Source organism: Nocardia sp. NPDC046763 (assembly GCF_040645495.1).
In the GTDB taxonomy this organism is placed as follows: Bacteria; Actinomycetota; Actinomycetes; order Mycobacteriales; family Mycobacteriaceae; genus Nocardia.
On the sequence record NZ_JBEYYI010000024.1, the window covers coordinates 58,825 to 75,051 of the forward strand.

At 68.6% G+C, this 16,227-nt stretch carries 14 protein-coding genes; 7 read left to right on the forward strand and 7 right to left on the reverse strand.

The window, feature by feature from the left end:
* Nucleotides 1–46 precede the first annotated feature (46 nt).
* From ABZ909_RS31650 to puuE, 4 genes are all read left to right on the forward strand, one after another.
* Nucleotides 47–793, forward strand: coding sequence for an aspartate/glutamate racemase family protein (locus ABZ909_RS31650; protein ID WP_357006895.1), 747 nt, complete (start codon nt 47–49; stop codon nt 791–793).
* The gene (locus ABZ909_RS31655) at nt 790–2,004 is read left to right on the forward strand and encodes an aldolase/citrate lyase family protein (RefSeq protein WP_357006898.1); all 1,215 of its coding nucleotides are present in this window, start codon (nt 790–792) and stop codon (nt 2,002–2,004) included. Before ABZ909_RS31650 ends, ABZ909_RS31655 begins: the two co-directional genes overlap by 4 nt.
* A complete protein-coding gene (gene alc / locus ABZ909_RS31660) occupies nt 2,001–3,032 on the forward strand; it encodes an allantoicase (RefSeq protein WP_357006900.1) in 1,032 nt (343 codons plus the stop codon). The genes ABZ909_RS31655 and alc overlap by 4 nt, the downstream gene beginning before the upstream one ends.
* 91 nt (nt 3,033–3,123) lie before the next feature.
* Nucleotides 3,124–4,041, forward strand: coding sequence for an allantoinase PuuE (gene puuE / locus ABZ909_RS31665; RefSeq protein ID WP_357006903.1), 918 nt, complete (start codon nt 3,124–3,126; stop codon nt 4,039–4,041).
* A gap of 260 nt (nt 4,042–4,301) precedes the next feature.
* On the opposite strand, the gene ABZ909_RS31670 is transcribed toward puuE, so the two are convergent.
* From ABZ909_RS31670 to ABZ909_RS31685, 4 genes are all read right to left on the reverse strand, one after another.
* Nucleotides 4,302–4,949, reverse strand: a complete 648-nt coding sequence (locus ABZ909_RS31670; RefSeq protein WP_357006906.1) for a hypothetical protein — start codon at nt 4,947–4,949, stop codon at nt 4,302–4,304.
* A 55-nt stretch (nt 4,950–5,004) separates the two neighbouring features.
* Nucleotides 5,005–5,505: a hypothetical protein gene (locus ABZ909_RS31675; protein ID WP_357006909.1), complete on the reverse strand. Its 501-nt coding sequence runs from the start codon at nt 5,503–5,505 to the stop codon at nt 5,005–5,007.
* A 2-nt stretch (nt 5,506–5,507) separates the two neighbouring features.
* Nucleotides 5,508–6,248, reverse strand: a complete 741-nt coding sequence (dapB, locus tag ABZ909_RS31680; protein WP_357007105.1) for a 4-hydroxy-tetrahydrodipicolinate reductase — start codon at nt 6,246–6,248, stop codon at nt 5,508–5,510.
* A 153-nt stretch (nt 6,249–6,401) separates the two neighbouring features.
* Nucleotides 6,402–6,857 carry a MarR family transcriptional regulator gene (locus ABZ909_RS31685; protein WP_357006911.1) on the reverse strand — a complete coding sequence of 152 codons (456 nt, stop codon included), beginning with the start codon at nt 6,855–6,857 and terminating at the stop codon, nt 6,402–6,404.
* A 97-nt stretch (nt 6,858–6,954) separates the two neighbouring features.
* On the opposite strand from ABZ909_RS31685, the gene ABZ909_RS31690 reads away from it, so the two are divergent.
* Both ABZ909_RS31690 and ABZ909_RS31695 read left to right on the forward strand, forming a co-directional pair.
* Entirely contained in the window at nt 6,955–8,211 is a 1,257-nt protein-coding gene (locus tag ABZ909_RS31690; protein WP_357006914.1) for an alpha/beta hydrolase, read from the forward strand.
* A gap of 388 nt (nt 8,212–8,599) precedes the next feature.
* Complete coding sequence (locus ABZ909_RS31695) at nt 8,600–11,845, forward strand: protein kinase (protein ID WP_357006917.1); 3,246 nt, start codon at nt 8,600–8,602, stop codon at nt 11,843–11,845.
* A gap of 89 nt (nt 11,846–11,934) precedes the next feature.
* On the opposite strand, the gene ABZ909_RS31700 is transcribed toward ABZ909_RS31695, so the two are convergent.
* A complete protein-coding gene (locus ABZ909_RS31700; protein ID WP_357006920.1) occupies nt 11,935–13,050 on the reverse strand; it encodes an alcohol dehydrogenase catalytic domain-containing protein in 1,116 nt (371 codons plus the stop codon).
* Nucleotides 13,051–13,134: 84 nt separating this feature from the next.
* Between ABZ909_RS31700 and ABZ909_RS31705 the strand changes: the two genes are divergently transcribed.
* Nucleotides 13,135–13,782: a methyltransferase domain-containing protein gene (locus tag ABZ909_RS31705; RefSeq protein ID WP_357007108.1), complete on the forward strand. Its 648-nt coding sequence runs from the start codon at nt 13,135–13,137 to the stop codon at nt 13,780–13,782.
* A gap of 6 nt (nt 13,783–13,788) precedes the next feature.
* On the opposite strand, the gene ABZ909_RS31710 is transcribed toward ABZ909_RS31705, so the two are convergent.
* Nucleotides 13,789–14,541, reverse strand: coding sequence for a hypothetical protein (locus tag ABZ909_RS31710; protein WP_357006923.1), 753 nt, complete (start codon nt 14,539–14,541; stop codon nt 13,789–13,791).
* Nucleotides 14,542–14,629: 88 nt separating this feature from the next.
* Nucleotides 14,630–16,066, reverse strand: coding sequence for a pentapeptide repeat-containing protein (locus ABZ909_RS31715; RefSeq protein ID WP_357006926.1), 1,437 nt, complete (start codon nt 16,064–16,066; stop codon nt 14,630–14,632).
* Nucleotides 16,067–16,227: the final 161 nt, after the last annotated feature.

A 16,227-nucleotide genomic window follows, 5' to 3' on the forward strand; every position in this document is an offset into this window, starting at 1 on the left:
CGGTTCAAGCAACGCCGGAGCCATTTCTGTTCGATAGCGTGGATCCATGCGGATCCGGGTCATCAATCCCAACACCACCGCCGCGATGACGGCACTCATCGGGGACAGCGCGCGCCTGGTCGCCGCGCCCGGCACGGTGGTCGACGCCGTCAACCCCGACATGGGCCCGGCCTCCATCGAGAGCCACTACGACGAGGCGCTGGCCGTGCCCGGCCTGCTGGCCGAGATCGCGCGCGGCGAGACCGAGGGCGTGGACGGCTACATCATCGCCTGTTTCGGCGATCCCGGCCTGGACGCCGCGCGCGAGCTGGCGCGCGGCCCGGTGATCGGCATCGCCGAGGCGGCCATGCAGGCGGCGAGCCATCTGGGCCGGAAATTCAGCGTCGTCACCACCCTCGGCCGCACCGCCGGCCGGGCCTGGGAATTGGCGGAACGCTATGGCATGGAACGCTTTTGCGCGAACGTGCACGCCTGCGAGATACCGGTCCTCGAACTCGAGGATCCCGAGGCGCGCAAGGTCATCGCCGACGCCTGCCGTGAGGCCGTGCTGGCCGACAACTCGGACGCCATCGTGCTCGGCTGCGCGGGGATGGCGGATCTGTGCGAGTACCTGACCGAGGAGGTCGGGGTGCCCGTGGTGGACGGCGTCGCCGCCGCCACGCTGACCGTGCAGTCGCTGGTCACCATGAAGTTGCGTAAGTCCGGCCGCGGGGAATTCGCGGCCCCACTACCGAAGAAGTACGTGGGATTGCTCGCCGATTTCGGCATCGAGGAACAGGAGGCCCAGGCGTGACGCTGCCACCGGAGACCTGGAACGGGATCGAATCCCGTTTGCAGGCAGTGGATTCGGAGCTGCTGCGGCTCTATCCCGGCGATCGCCCGGGGCAGCCCGTGCACACCGCGTACGCCTCCGGCGCGGACGCCTCGATCGACCTGCCCGCCCAATGGGGCGCGGCCGCACTGGAACTCGCGGCGGAACAGCGGGACCTGCTGGTCGAGCTGGCCGGCGAGGATGCCGTCGAGCGGGTCCTCCGGACCCTGAGCGAGCGCCCCATCCAGGACCTGCGATTCGATTTCGAGGACGGCTACGGCACCCGCGGCGACGAGACCGAGGACCGCGATGCCCTGCGCGCCGGCGCGGTGCTCAAAGCCCTTCCGTCCGAGGTCTCCTCGCGCGGCATCCGCATGAAGGGCCTCACCACCCCGGAGTGGGCGCGCGCCGTGCGCACCCTGGAGCAGGTGCTCGAGGGCGCGGGCGGCGTGCCCGAGGGCTTCGTGTTCACCGTGCCCAAGATCCGCCATGTCGAGCAGGCCGATCTCACCGTGCAGCTGTGCGAGGCCCTCGAGTCCGCGCACGGGCTGGCCGCCGGATCGCTGCGGTTCGAGCTGCAGATCGAGAGCCCGCAGGCCATCATCGCCGCCGACGGCACCGCCCCGGTCGCACAGCTGATCCAGCGCTCGGCCGGACGCTGCACCGGATTGCACTACGGCACTTACGATTACAGCGCCGCCTGCGGTATCGCTCCGAAGTTCCAGTCGCTGGAGCACCCGGTCGCCGACCACGCCAAGGCGGTCATGCAGGCCGCGGCCGCGACCACCGGGGTGTGGGTGTGCGACGGCTCCACCCAGGTGCTGCCGATCGGTACCGACGCGGAGGTATGTGCGGCGGTGTCGCGGCACTTCCGCCTGGTCACCCGCTCGCTCGAGCGCGGCTACTACCAGGGCTGGGACATGGGCGCGGGCCACCTGGTCACCCGCTGGCTGGCCACCTTCGCGTTCTTCCGCGAGGGCCTGGGCATCGCCGCCCCGCGGATCGGCCGCTACCTGGATCGCCAGGGCGGCGCGGTGATGGACGAACCGGCGACCGCGCAGGCGCTGGCGACCGTGGTGCTGCGCGGATTGGCATGCGGCGCCTTCGAACCCGCCGAGGTCACCGCGATCGCCCCCAAGGCCACTGTCGAGGTATTACATCAATTGCGAGAGAGGAAGATTCCGGCGCTATGAGCGACGTTGATTTCACGCTGCTTCCCGATCTGGCCGTGCGCACCCTGGGTGGCGCCGTGCTGTGGGCGAACGACGAGTCCTTCGCCGAGAAGGAGAACCTGATCCGGCCCGAGCAGGCCACCTACTCCCCCGCCACCTTCGGTCACAAGGGCCAGGTGTACGACGGCTGGGAGACCCGCCGCCGCCGCAGCGCCGAGGGCGACCACCCGGCCGGCGACGACTGCGACACCGCGATCGTCCGCCTGGGCGTGCCCGGCGTGATCAAGGGCGTCGTGGTGGACACCGCCTGGTTCAAGGGCAACTACCCGCCCGAAGTATCAGTGGAAGCCATTGCGGTGGAAGGCAATCCGTCGGTCGACGAGCTGGTCGCCGCCGAGGGCTGGACCACGACGGTCGAGCGCGCCAAGGTGTCCGGCGATTCGCAGAACCCGTTCGCCGTTGACTCCTCCAAGCGCTGGACCCACGTGCGGCTGCGCATGTTCCCCGACGGCGGCGTCGCCCGCCTGCGCGTGCACGGCGTCGCCAAGCCCGACCTGGCCTGGCTGGAGTCCGGCCCGTTCGACCTGGCCGCGGTGGAGAACGGCGGCCTGGTCGCCGACTGCTCCAACCGCTTCTTCTCGCACCCGCAGAACGTGCTGATGCCCGGCCGCGCTCGCAGCATGGGCGACGGCTGGGAGACCGCGCGCCGCCGCGACAAGAACACCAACGACTGGGTGCTGGTGCAGCTGGCCGCCGAGGGCGTGATCACCGCCGCCGAAATCGACACCTCGTACTTCCTGTTCAACAGCCCGGGTGCGGGCGCCCTCACCGGTATTCGCGCCGACGGCACCGAGGTCGAACTGCTGGGCCGCACCCGCCTGCAGCCCGACACCCGCCACCGCTTCCTGATCGACGCGGACGCGGCGGTCGTGCGGGTGCGCCTGGACGCCTTCCCCGACGGCGGACTGGCCCGGCTGCGGCTCTTCGGCACCCTGACCGACGAAGCTCGGGCGCGACTGCGCGCCGAGCTGGAAAATGACCTGGCGTGATCGGTCAGGGCCCGGACGCGCCGCTCCACCTCCCCGCGCTTGCTCGCGTAACCACGGAGGGCCCCCGAGCACGCCGAAAGGATATGCAGCCATGAGCGATTTCGATCTGAACTACCCGCGGGACATGGTGGGCTACGGCCCCAACCCGCCGCACCCGCAGTGGCCGAGTGGGGCGAACATCGCGGTCAACTTCGTCCTCAACTACGAGGAGGGCGGCGAGAACAATGTCCTCGACGGTGATGCGGCCTCGGAGACGTTCCTGTCGGATATCGTTCCGGCAGCGGCGTTCCCGAACCGGCACATGTCGATGGAGACCATCTACGAGTACGGCTCCCGCGCCGGACTCTGGCGGGTGCTGCGGCTGTTCGAATCCCGCGATATTCCGCTGACCATCTTCGGGGTAGCGCGGGCGCTGGAGCGCAATCCGGAGGCGGTCGCGGCGTTCAAGCGCAACGGCTACGACATCTGCTCGCACGGCCTGCGCTGGATCTCCTACCAGCTGGTGGATGCCGAGACCGAGCGCGCGCACATGGAGGAGGCGGTGCGCATCACCACCAAGCTCTTCGGTGAGGCGCCCAAGGGCTGGTATACCGGCCGCGATTCACCGCAGACCCGCGAGCTGGTGGTCGAGCACGGCGGCTTCGTGTACGACTCCGATTCCTACGCCGACGATCTGCCCTACTGGGTGAAGGTCGCCGGCCAGGATCACCTCGTTCTGCCGTACACGCTCGAATCCAATGACATGCGCTTCTCCTCCCCCGCCGGGTTCGCCAACGGCGAGGAGTTCTTCACCTACCTGAAGGACGCCTTCGACGTGCTCTACGCCGAGGGCGCGGCGGGTGCGCCGAAGATGCTGTCGGTCGGCCTGCACTGCCGCATCACCGGCAAGCCGGCGCGGGCCAAGGCGCTGGAGCGCTTCCTGGACTACGTGCAGTCACACGAGAAGGTGTGGCTGGCGCGGCGCATCGACATCGCCGAGCACTGGCGCACGGTGCATCCCGCGTCCTGACGGCCGGGAGAAGCCGAAACCCACTGCGGCCCGGGGTGATTGCGCGATCACCCCGGTACCGGGAACGCCGGTGCGGCCGGAATCGCACACCGACTCTCCACCGGGGACCCGCCCGTCACGGGTGCCCGGATCTTCCTCCCGGTGTGGAGTACCGCCGGACGCATCGGCGGCACCACGAATACGGCCCGGAACCAACAGGTTCCGGGCCGTATTTGCGTATCGAGTGATAGCGCCTTTCGGTGCGGTCGGGCGAAACCGCCTCAGAGCGCACCGCTTTCGATATCGCGCTTGATACCCTCCTGCGTCGCCTGATGCGCGGCCACCCCATTGCCGGCGGTGAAGTCGATCAGGGCGGCGTCGGCGACGAAGGTCAGATGCTCATTGACGGTGGTCGTGCCGTCACCGTTGTCGGCGAAGGTGATCAGCTGATGGGTGGTCACATTCGGGACGTCCCAGCTGTCGGTGGTGTAGTAGTGCTCGTCCGGGTGCAGGCGCTGCTCGGCCTGGGTGTGCCCGGGGAAGGTGACGGGGCCCATCGGAATGTCCTCGAGCGCAGTGAAATCCGCGATCTGCGTGTCACCGTCATCGCAGGTGCGGTGGACGATGATGTCTTTCAGGAACGAGTGGCGGCCGATACCGTTGCGGACATCGGTGTACACGTCCCACACCTTGTCCAGCGGCGCGGCGATGGTGACCGGCAGATCCACCTCGGTCACCGATCGGCCGTCGGCCGGGTTCTGCTGCTCGGCCTCGTAGATCGACCAGCTGACCTGCCATTCCAGTTTGTAGTCGTTCTCCGACTCGATACAGGACGGCGCGTCGTCCGCGCGTGCCATCGCCGACCCCACCGCAGGCGACCCCATCGTCGCGCAGGCTATCGCCAGCGCATAACCCACCTTGAACCTCACCGGGCGGACTTTACCCCGGCCGCAACCTACCGGCAGGTTACCTGCGAAATCGCGGCTACCGCGCCCCGGGCCGGTCCTCGCGCTCCAATTCCACTGCGCGCTTCATCATTTCGCGTGCGCGGGTGCGGTCGCCGGCGTAGTCGTAGGCGCGGGCAGCGCGGTAGTTGGTGCGCCAGTTCTGCGGGTCCGCCTCGAACTCCTGCTTCACCCGCTCGAAAAGCGCGTCGGCAGCATCCTTCTCGATGCGTCCGGACGGGCGGCGCGGCAAATCGGAGACATCCAGCTCGCCGCCCTCCTCGTGCATACGGCGGGCCAGGCGCTGGTGGGCGAAGGCCGCGCGAACACTGGTCGCCACGATCCACACGCCCAGCACCGGCAGGATGAACACGCCGATGCCCAGGCCCACCGGGGCCGGCTTACCGGTGGCGATCAGGTCGATCCCGATCCGGCCCAGCAGCACGAAGTAGAACCCGAGCACCACCACCAGGGCCGCGATGAAACCGACCCGCTTGAAGACCTCGCGGCCGTTGCCGTCGGCAGGATTCTCGGCGGGCATGCTCACAGGTCGAGCAGCGGGTCGATGCCCACGGTGAGACCGGGCCGCAGCGGCGTCTTGCGCACGCCCAGCAGCACACCGGGCACGAAGGAGGCGCGGTCGAGCGAGTCGTGACGGATGGTCAGCGTCTCCCCCTGCGTGCCGAACAGCACCTCCTGGTGCGCGACCAGTCCGGCCAGCCGCACCGAGTGCACCCGCACGCCGTCCACGTCCGCACCGCGCGCCCCCTCCAGCTCCTGACTGGTGGCATCGGGGCTGCGGCCCACACCCGCCTTCTCCCGGGCCGCGGCGATGAGCGCGGCGGTCCGGAAGGCGGTGCCCGACGGCGCATCCGCCTTGTTCGGGTGGTGCAGCTCGATGACCTCGACCGAGTCGAAGAAGCGTGCGGCCTGCTCGGCGAACCGCATGCTCAGCACGGCGCCGATGGCGAAGTTCGGCGCGATCAGCACTCCCACCTCCGGCTTGGCCGCCAGCCAGCCCTTCACCTGCTCCAGCCGCTCGGCATCGAAACCGGTAGTGCCGACCACGGCGTGAATCCCGTTCTCCACCAGCCACTTCAGATTGGGCATCACCACATCCGGGTGCGTGAAGTCGACCACGACCTCGGTTCCGGCGGCCGTGAACGCCTCCAGCGAGTCGCCCTTGTCGACCTGCGCCACCAGCTCCAGATCCGCGGCAGCCTCGACCCCGGCACAGATGGCCTGCCCGACCTTGCCGCGCGCCCCGAGCACACCCACCCGGATCCGGTTCGTGGTCACCTGGTCTCCTTCACTCCGCCCAATCAGCAACGGATCGAGCCTATCGGGTCGGCGACACGCCACGCCGCGCGGCCGTTTCGGACCAGTCGGCCACCGGCTTCGGGGCACGGGCGCGGCCGGCCTTCTCCGGGTCGGCAGTCACAGCTGGTCGTAGACCGCGACGAGCCGGTCGAGGACCGCGGTGGCGGACCTCAACGCGGCGATGTCCTGCTCGGCCAGTTCGTCTCGAAGGGCGTCGGTCATGGCCGTCATGCGCTCGCGGCACCGGGTGCGCCCGGCCTCGGTCAGCGTGACCAGCACCGAGCGTTTGTCGCCGGGTGGGCGCTCCCTGGTGACGTATCCAGCCGCGGCCAGGCCGTTGACCAGCTGAGTGGTTGCGGCGCCGGTTGTTTCGGCCATGGCAGCGAGTTGGCCGATCGTGAGCGGCCCGCGGTCGGCCAGCGCGCGCAGGGCGCGCGCATGGGTGAGCGACAGCGCCTTGGGGGATCGGGTCGCGCGCCCCCGGAGCCGGGAATCCGCCGCGCTGAGCCGGTAGGCGGCCCGGGCCAGCAGGTCGAGGGCTGTCGCGCGATCCGCATCGAGGTCTTCGGTCACGGCGGGTCTCCTGTCGGCGGATCGTGCGGGGTTGACAGCAGCTTAGTCTAAGTACTTAATAGATAAGTACTTAGCTTATTGAGAAGGAGCACCCGCCATGACCACTCGATCCCTGGGCCAGAGCTGGGCCCTCGACATCGCCCTCGCCCAGGGCGGATTCGACGCCCTGCATCCGCAGGCGAAGGGCACCATGGAGCAACTCGGTCACGACCACACCGACTTCGACAAGGTCTTCGAACTCGTGCGGAGCGGGGCGATGCTGCCCAAGGCGTGGGCGAGCATCGCCGCCCAGGCCGAGGAGCGCGCCGCCCACCATGAGCGAAACGGGTTCGCGCGCACCGCCGCCGACCTCTACACCCGGGCGGCCGTGATGTGGGGCCGGGCCCAGTACTCGATCTTCGAGGCGGCCGATCCACGCAAACTCGCCTTCCGCGAGCGCGCCAACCATTGCGTCGAACGGCTGGGGGAACTGCGCGGCGGACTGGTCCGGCGGGTGGCGCTGGACTTCGAGGGCAAGCAGATCTTCGCACTGCTGCATCTGCCGGCGGGGCCGGTGCATCGGGCTCCGGCGGTGATTCTCGGCCCCGGCATGGACATGATCAAGGAGGACTACATCGCCGCGGCCGAGCGGTACTACACCTCGCGGGGCGTGGTCGCGCTGTCCATCGAGGGTCCTGGGCAGGGCGAGAGCCGGGCGCACGGCCTGACCGTCGATCTCACCAACTACGAACGCGCCGTGCGGCATTACATCGACTATCTGAGCGAACTGCCGGAAGTGGATCCGCTCCGCATCGGCATGTTCGGCATCAGCATGAGTGGGTATTGGGGATCGCGTGCAGCCGCGACGGAACCGAGGCTGGCGGCGTTGGCGGCCTTCGAGGCGCCGACCGGCGATTTCCGGACCATCTTCGAGCAAGCGCAGCCGACCTTCAAGAACAACTACATGTACATGGCGGGCTACGACGACGAAGCGGCCTTCGACCGGGATCTGCGGGACCGGATGCCGCTGGACGATCTGGTCGGTGACATCGCGTGCCCGGTGCTGTACGGCATCGGCGAGTTCGACGAGCTGACCCCACTCGAACAGGCGCTCGCCAATTACGAACTCGTTCGCGCACCCAAGGAGATTCGCGTCTACGAGGGCGAATTCCATCCGCTGGGAGGCGTGGCGGCCGAAGTCTTCCGATTCGGCGCCGAATGGCTGGAACGAGCCCTGACCGGCGAGTTCACGACGCCGGGACGCGATGTGCGGCACTACGTCCACCGCGACGGGCGCACCACCGACGGCACCGCCGATCCGCAATGGTGGTCGGGCGCGGTGCCGTCGGCCATCCAGCGGCTGCGCTCGGTGTGAATCGCCACCCGGTGAGGCACCGTCCGCGACGTACCCTGGACGCCCGGAAAGACCGGGCGCGCAATGGAATCCATCGTGCGCCCGGCCCTTCGGGCCGGTGGGCCCCTGCCCGCCCGATACCGCCTACTGCAAAGACCCGGCACAAGTCACCGCTCCCGCCGAACAGCAACCCCGACAGTCCCCGAAACCGTCGGCCGCCACCTCGGTGACGGCCGACAGCTGGAAGGCCGCCTCCGCCATCGCGTTCGTTGAGCACATGCGGTGGGTGGCCGGTTTCAGTTCCCTGCCCGCGGCTATCCGACGGCGTTGGAGAGCGCGAACGGCGTGCGCCGAAGGGACCGGTCGGGATATTGTGGCTGGTGCCCGGCGGGGAGATCACGAGTGGCCGATGGTCGAGAGAGATCTGTTCAAGACGCAGCGTGATGTCGGTATCGACGTCGTCACGGAGTTGCGTGCTGCCGGTTTCGAGGAGGCCGAGCAGATCGGGCGGGGCGGTTTCGGGGAGGTGTTCCGCTGTACCCAGCCGGTTGCGGGTCGCACGGTCGCGGTGAAGGTGCTGACCGGCGAGCTGGATGAGAATCGGGAGCGGTTCTTTCGCGAGCAACACGCGATGGGGCGGTTGACCGGGCACCCGAATATCGTCGCCATGCTCGAGGTCGGTGAGACCGCCAGTGGTCACCCGTACTTGGTCATGCCCTATTACGCTCGCGGGTCCCTGGATGCGCGTGTGCGCCGCGACGGCCCGTTGTCGCTGGCAGAGGTGCTGCGTCTGGGGGTGAAGATCGCCGGGGCGCTGGAAACCGCGCATCGAGCCGAGGTGCTGCACCGCGATATCAAGCCGGGAAACATCCTGCTCACCGACTACGGTGAGCCCGCGTTGACCGACTTCGGGATCGCCCACGTCACCGGTGGATTCGAAACCGCGACCGGCACGATCACCGGATCACCGGCGTTCACCGCACCGGAGGTGCTCGGTGGCGACCCCCCGAGCCGGGCCTCGGATGTGTACGCGCTGGGCGCCACACTGTTCTGTGCGCTGACCGGGCACGCGGCCTTCGAACGCCGCAGCGGCGAGGAGGTGGTCGCGCAATTTCTGCGAATCACCCAGCAACCCGTACCGGATCTGCGCGAGCAAGGAATTCCCGACGAAGTCTGCGCGGTGATCGAGGCGGCCATGTCACGCGAACCACGCGGCCGCCCCACCGCCGCGGAGTTGGGCGAGCAACTGCGCCAGATAGAGCGCGATCACGGTTTCAGGGTCGATGCGATGGTGCTGCCGGCCGAACCAGTAGCCGAGCACGCATCGGTTGTCACGTCGGCGCCCGAGGCGGTGAATCGTACTGGAAGCCTGCCGCTCGAGCTGACCAGCTTCGTCGACCGGCGGATCCAGCTGACCGAAATCAAGAACCTGCTGGCGGGGTCACGTCTGGTGACGCTGACCGGTATGGGCGGGGTCGGCAAGTCACGGCTCGCGCTGCAGGTCGCCGACAAAGTGCAGCGAAATTTCACCGACGGTGTGCGACTGGTCGAGTTGAGTGATCTGCACGATGAGGCACTTTTGGTCGACGTCGTGTCCATCGCCCTCGGTCTGCGCAACCAGAGTGCCCGGCCGATGCTCGACGCGCTTGTGGAGTTCTTGTCCGTGCGCAATCTGCTGCTGGTACTGGACAATTGCGAGCACATGATCGAAGCGGTCGCGGCGCTGACCGAATTTCTGCTGCGGAGCTGCCCGCAAGTGCGGATTCTGGCGACCAGTCGAGAGGCACTCGGCCTCGGCGGGGAATCGGTGTTCGTGGTGCCCCCACTGGGGATTCCCGACATGGCGAGCCAACCCGGGCTGCGCGCGGTGACCCGCCACGACGCGGTGACCTTGTTCGCCGAGCGAGCCGCCGCGGCCGTGCCGGGGTTCGAGGTAACCGATGACTCCGTGCTCAGCGTGGCCGGGATCTGCACTCGCCTGGACGGGCTACCGTTGGCGATCGAACTGGCCGCGGCCCGGCTGCGCACGATGTCGCCCGAGCAGATCCTGACCCGGCTCGACGACCGCTATACCCTGTTGACTCGCGGGAGTCGTGTTGCCCCGATGCGGCAGCAGACCCTGCGGTGGTGCATCGGCTGGAGCTATGACCTGTGCACACCGGCCGAGCAGCGGCTGTGGGACCAGCTGTCGGTGTTCGCCGGCGGTTTCGAGCTCGATGCGGTCGAGCAGGTCTGCGGCGCCGATCCGACCGAGACGCAATTGCTCGACACATTGTCCGCGCTGGTGGACAAGTCGATCCTGATCCGCGAGGAAACCCAGGGCACGATCCGCTTCCGGATGCTCGAGACCGTTCAGGAATACGGCAGGGAGCAAGCCGAGGACAGCGGGAAATACCCGGAATACGTTCGGCGGCATCGGGATTGGTGTGTGCGATTGGCACTCCAGGTGGAAGCGGAATGGATCGGCCCGCACCAGCTGCAGTGGGTTGCCCGGTTGGAGCGGGAGCTGCCGAATCTGCGAAACGCGCTGGAATTCAGCCTGTCCGAGTCTGGCGATAGCGCGTTGCGGATCGTCACCGCCCTGTACATGTTCTGGATATTGCGTGGGCGGCTCAGCGAGGGACGTCGCTGGCACGAGCGCGCGCTAGCCCAATCGACCGATGCACAGCCGCTCTATCGGGCCAAGGCTCACCGCGGGGCCGCCACAATGGCCGTCCTGCAGGGTGACCTACCGGCCGCCGCCGAGCACGTGGCACAGCTCGAGGCCCTGGCCGAGCAGAAGGCCGACCCACTGGTCGCAGCCCTGCTCGCCCACGCCAAGGGAAACTACTTCCTCACGGGCGGTGCTGACCATCCGGCTCGTGCGGGTACCACCCTGCTGGCCGATGCCATCGACGCCTACGAGGCATCCGGTGAGCTCGAATCGCAGCTGGACGCCCATATTTCGCTCGGCTGGGCTTACGCGCAACAGGGCGACATCGCGCGGGCTCTCGCGGGCCTCGAGAAGGCGCTCGCGATCACCGAATCCGCCGGTGAAACGGTGGTTCGGTCGTGGGTGCTGTGGGCAATGGGATTCGCCGTGTGGCGAACGGGTGAGCTCGATCGCGCCGAACATCTGTTGCAGGAGGGAATTCGAGCGGCCCGACTGGTGTCCGATCCGGTCGTCACCACCATCTGTTCGGAGGAACTGGCGTGGATCGCGGTCGAGCAGCACGATGTCCGCCGCGCCGCTACCCTGCTGGGCGCCGCCGATACACTGGGTCGCACCGGCGGCAGCTCCGTCTCGTTGTTGCCCCCTATGCTCGTCTACCACGAGGAATTCATCCGCCGCAGTCGCGAGATGCTCGGCGCGCGCGCATTCGAGGCGGCCCATCGGGAAGGCGCCGCAATGAGTTTCGATGCCGCAGCGGACTTCGCGCTCGGCGAGCCAGCCGAGGCGACCGCGCCGCCCCTCCCTTCCGGAGGAAAACTGACCAAGCGTGAGCGCCAGGTCGCCGATCTCGTCGCGCGCGGCCTGACCAACAGGGCGATCGCCGCTCAGCTGGTGATTGCACCACGCACCGCCGATGGACACGTGGAACATATCCTGACCAAACTGGGGTTCACCTCACGCGCACAGATTGCGGCATGGGCCGCCGAACAGACCGAACTCTGAACTCTTTGTCATCGACTCGCCACGCCGACATCAGGGCCGGCACATCCTCGGCCACACCGCTCTCACACATCGGAGCGGAGGTGGGTGGGTCAGTCGAAGGTGATCACCTGGCGGAGGGCGTGGCCGGAGGCCAGTTCGTCCATGGCGGCGTTGATGTCCTCGAGGCGGATGCGGGAGGAGATGAGGCGTTCGACGGGGAGGTTGCCCTCACGCCACATGCGGACGAATTCGGGGATGTCGCGGGCGGGGACGGCGGAGCCGAGGTAGCTGCCTATGATGGCGCGGCCCTGGGCTACCAGGGCGAGGGGGGAGATGGAGGCGCGGGCGTCTGGAGCCGGGAGGCCCACGGTGACGGTGACGCCGCCGGGAGCCGTTGCGGCTACGGCGGTTTCGAAGGCTCGGATGTTGCCTGCGGCTTCGATGACCGCCTCGGCCCGGATGTTGTCGGCCGTGACTTCCTGGGGGGTGTAGGCGGCGGTGGCGCCGAGTTCCAGGGCGGTCTTCAGTTTGTCGGGGACGGTGTCGACGGCGATGACCTCGCGGTCGGTGCCCGCCCGCAGCGCCGCGGCCACGAGCACCGCGGCCATGCCGACTCCGCCGAGGCCGACGACCATGATGCGGTCCGCGGGGCCGGGTTTGGCCGAATTCAGCAGGGCGCCACCGCCGGTGAGGACGGCGCAGCCGAGGACGGCGGCCACCTCGGGTGGGACGTCGTCGTCGACCGGGACCACCGAGCGGCGGTCCACGACCGCGTGCGTGGCGAAGGCCGAAACACCCAGGTGGTGATGGACTTCCGCGCCGTCGCGCAGCAATCTCCTTCCGCCGGCGAGCAATTCGCCCGCGTTGTTGGCGAGGCTGCCGGGCTCGCAGGGGGTGCGGCCGTCGGTGGCGCAGCCGGCGCACTCGCCGCAGCGGGGCAGGAAGGTCATGACGACCCGCTGGCCGACGCGCAGGTCGCTCTCGCCGGGGCCGACCGCCTCGATGCGACCGGATGCCTCGTGGCCCAGCAGCATCGGCACCGGCCGCACCCGGTTGCCGTCGACCACGGACAGATCCGAGTGGCACAGCCCGGCCGCCTCGATCTTGACGAGCAGTTCGCCGGGTCCGGGTTCGCCCAGCTCCAGCTCGCTGATGGTGATCGGCTTCGAGTCGGCGAAGGGCATCTGTGCCCCGATGCGTTCCAGGACGGCACCACGAATCCTCATGCGCCCGACGCTACTCCATCACACCTTCCCAGACAGTGCGAAATCTGCTTCCATGGAGGCCGGACAGGAGCATCCATGAGCACAATGGTGACCACCGGCAATCGAGCCTTCAATCACGTGGTGACGCACTTCTTCGGCAACGTCGCCCGGGCCTACGACACCGCCGCCCTGCAGCAGGTCGTCTACCGCCCGCCGCAGGATCAGGTCCTCGCCGAACTCCGCACCGCCGGATCGCGCCGCATCGCCGACATCGGCTGCGGCACCGGCATTCTCACCGCCCGCATCCAGCGCGAACTGCGCCCGGAGGCCGTCTACGGCGTGGACGCCTCGCCGGGCATGCTGGCCCGGGCCCGTGCCCGCTCCGCCGCCGTGCAGTGGCGGCAAGCCGCCGCCGAGCATCTGCCCTTCGCCGCGGGCGAACTGGACGCGGTCGTGACCACCAGCGCCTTCCACTTCTTCGACCATCCGGTCGCGCTGCGCGAATTCCATCGGGTGCTCGCACCCGCAGGGCTGGTCGCCATCGCGACCATGCATCCCTCCGGCCCGACCTCCCGGCCCATTCGGCGGCTCACTCGCAGCCCACGCTTCCCGGCGCACGCGCCCTCACCGCGCGAAACCCGGAAACTGCTGCAGGACGCAGGATTCGAGGTCGTCGATCAGCGTAAGATCGCCCGGCCGCTGCCGTCGTGGCTGATCCCCGACGTCATCACCGTCGGGCGGCGCGGACGGTAACAGCAGTCACTTCCCCGGGTCGTCGCCGCCGCGGAAGCACACGGTGAGCTCGGGTTTGTCCCAGACCACCCAGACCGCGCCACGGCCGTCGCGCGGACAACCCGCACCCGAGGTGGTGCCCTCGAGCACCGCGGTCGCCTGGACGATGTGGTCGCCCGGAGTCCCGCAGGCGACCTTGGACGGGACATCCATATTGGCGGTGTCGTAGCAGACCCCGGTCCGCCAGTCGAAGGTCAGGCACAAGTGGTAGCGGGCCTTGCCGGTCTTGTCCTTGGGTGCGGATTCCAGCGTGTACAGCGGGCCCGAGCACGGGTCCGGGCCGATCTGCAGCACCCGATAGTTCGCGTCCACCGAGTTGCAGTCCGACGGCTCCGGCGAGCCGGCCTTCCAGCTCGGAACGCCGGTAGCGTCCTTTGCCTGCTGAATGGGTACCTCGACGCAGTCCCCCGTCTTCAGAGCGGCCATGGGATCGGGGGCGCCGGGCTTGGCGGAGGTGGTCGGCAGCCCGGCCTGAACGAGTTCCGGTGGCGCGGCAATAGCGTTGCCGGCGACGGTATCCCGCGGCAGCGGCGAGATCATGGCGGTTACCGCGCCGAACACCAGCACCCAGCCGATCAGGGCCGAGCCCGCTGTCACCGCGCGCGTCCCGCGGCCGATCACCCGATGCGGTGTCCGCCGCGCCCGGCTCGCGACCATCGCCGCGAGGCAGAGCAGTACCACCGCCACACCGGCAACCCAACCGACGCCGTGGCTCCCCACCACACAATCCCCTGTCTCAACTCAACTCGTCTGCAAGCTATCCCACCGGTGAGCTTCGGGCAAAACCGGCGAACAGCCCGCGACAGGCTCAGGAGGCGAGTTCGGGGGTGGACTCGGCGAGCGCAGGCGGCCAGGACGTCGGAGTGATATTGGCCGGTTTGGTGGCCGGGCCGGCGTCCCAGTCGAAGTGGACGCCGACCCACGCCCGGGGCTGTTCGAAGGTGATGGCGCGGGCGTCGAAAGAGACGCGGTGGAAGGAGATGTCGCCGAAGAAGTCACCACCCGTGAAGATCACCGACCGCCCCGCGAATACGGCATCGGCGAAGGAGACCTTGCCGTGGTACTCGGCCCGGGCGAAGGACACCTCCTGGGTGCGGCCGGTCCGCCACCGCACCTGCCCGCCCAGCCGGGCGCCGTCGAAGGAACTGGACTCGGAGTAGAAGCGGCAATCGGCGAAGGTGACACGCGCGCCGGTGAATTCGGCGCCGGTGAAGGTGACCCGGTCGCCGTCGAACACGGTGCGCTCGAAGGTGGTCAGGGCGGCGCCGAAGCGGGCCTCGGCGAAGACGGCACGCTCGCCCGCGAAGGTGGCGCGGTCGAATGCCGTTCGCGCGCCCCGGAATTGCGCGCCCGCGAAACTCACGCCGCCGCCGAAGGTGGCCTCGGTGAAGGTGACTCCGGCATGCTCGCGATCGGTCCGGTCGACCTCGGTGTGCGCGAAGACCGCCCGGTCGAAGACGGCCATGCTGCGGAAGATGGCCCCGTGGAAGGTGACCCGTTCCCCCAGGAACCGCGTCTGCTCGAAGGACACGGTGCGGCCGCTGAGGAACATGGCGTTGGTGAAGCGGGTATTGCGTCCCGCGAAGACGGCGTGCCGGAAGTCGGCGTCCTCGAAGACGGCGTCGGAGAAGTCGAAATCGAGGCGACACCATGGTTTTTCGGCCGCTGGTCGGAGATGCTCGGCGATCACCCGCACGATGGTGTCGCGGACCTGCCGATCATTCTGCCGATAGGTGTACACCCGTTCCACGGCCGTACCGTGATCCTCGACGCGCTGCGATTTGGAGACCAGGTGGCTGGCCCCCTCCTCCGGTTGATACGGCAGCCGCAGGTACCCGCACAGCACATCCACACACTGCTGCCGACGCCAGCGGGCGGAGAACTCGTCGGCCACCCCGGCCATGGCGTAGACCCCGGCGATACGCACCGCCACATCGGGATCCCCGAGCTGGCGGGCGGCGGCTCCGAAGACATCGGCGAAGCGCCCACGCTCGGCATCGCGCTGCCGCCGGTAGGCCACCACCAGGGCGACCGCCCCGAAGACGCCGGCCGCCACGGCGAGCGAAATCTTGCTCAGATCCAGCTGATTCGGCGTCTCGGCCCGCGCACCCAGGAAGTGCCACAGCACCCACCAGGTGACGCCCGCGACGGCCAGCCCGCCGAGCACGGCCAGCAGTGCCGACACCATCAGACCCGACCGGTGTACCGCCCGGCTCACCACCCCACCGAACCTCCACCGCCGCATAGCCGAAGAATAACGACCTCGGCCCGGTCACGCATCGGATGCGGCAATTCCACCGCGACTTCGCGCACCTGAAAATCGCTACACGCCAAACCGTTTCACTGGGAATGCGGAACAGCAACACCGTCTCCGCCTGGCAGCAGCACCGGCCCCGTCTGACGGCA

Excerpts from the sequence above, each read along its gene's own strand:
- ABZ909_RS31650 (WP_357006895.1), top strand. The coding sequence starts at position 47 with ATGCGGATCCGGGTCATCAATCCCAACACCACCGCCGCGATGACGGCA.
- alc (WP_357006900.1), top strand. The coding sequence starts at position 2,001 with ATGAGCGACGTTGATTTCACGCTGCTTCCCGATCTGGCCGTGCGCACC.
- puuE (WP_357006903.1), top strand. The coding sequence starts at position 3,124 with ATGAGCGATTTCGATCTGAACTACCCGCGGGACATGGTGGGCTACGGC.
- ABZ909_RS31675 (WP_357006909.1), bottom strand. The coding sequence starts at position 5,505 with ATGCCCGCCGAGAATCCTGCCGACGGCAACGGCCGCGAGGTCTTCAAG.
- ABZ909_RS31690 (WP_357006914.1), top strand. The coding sequence starts at position 6,955 with ATGACCACTCGATCCCTGGGCCAGAGCTGGGCCCTCGACATCGCCCTC.
- ABZ909_RS31695 (WP_357006917.1), top strand. The coding sequence starts at position 8,600 with ATGGTCGAGAGAGATCTGTTCAAGACGCAGCGTGATGTCGGTATCGAC.
- ABZ909_RS31700 (WP_357006920.1), bottom strand. The coding sequence starts at position 13,050 with ATGAGGATTCGTGGTGCCGTCCTGGAACGCATCGGGGCACAGATGCCC.
- ABZ909_RS31705 (WP_357007108.1), top strand. The coding sequence starts at position 13,135 with ATGGTGACCACCGGCAATCGAGCCTTCAATCACGTGGTGACGCACTTC.
- ABZ909_RS31715 (WP_357006926.1), bottom strand. The coding sequence starts at position 16,066 with ATGCGGCGGTGGAGGTTCGGTGGGGTGGTGAGCCGGGCGGTACACCGG.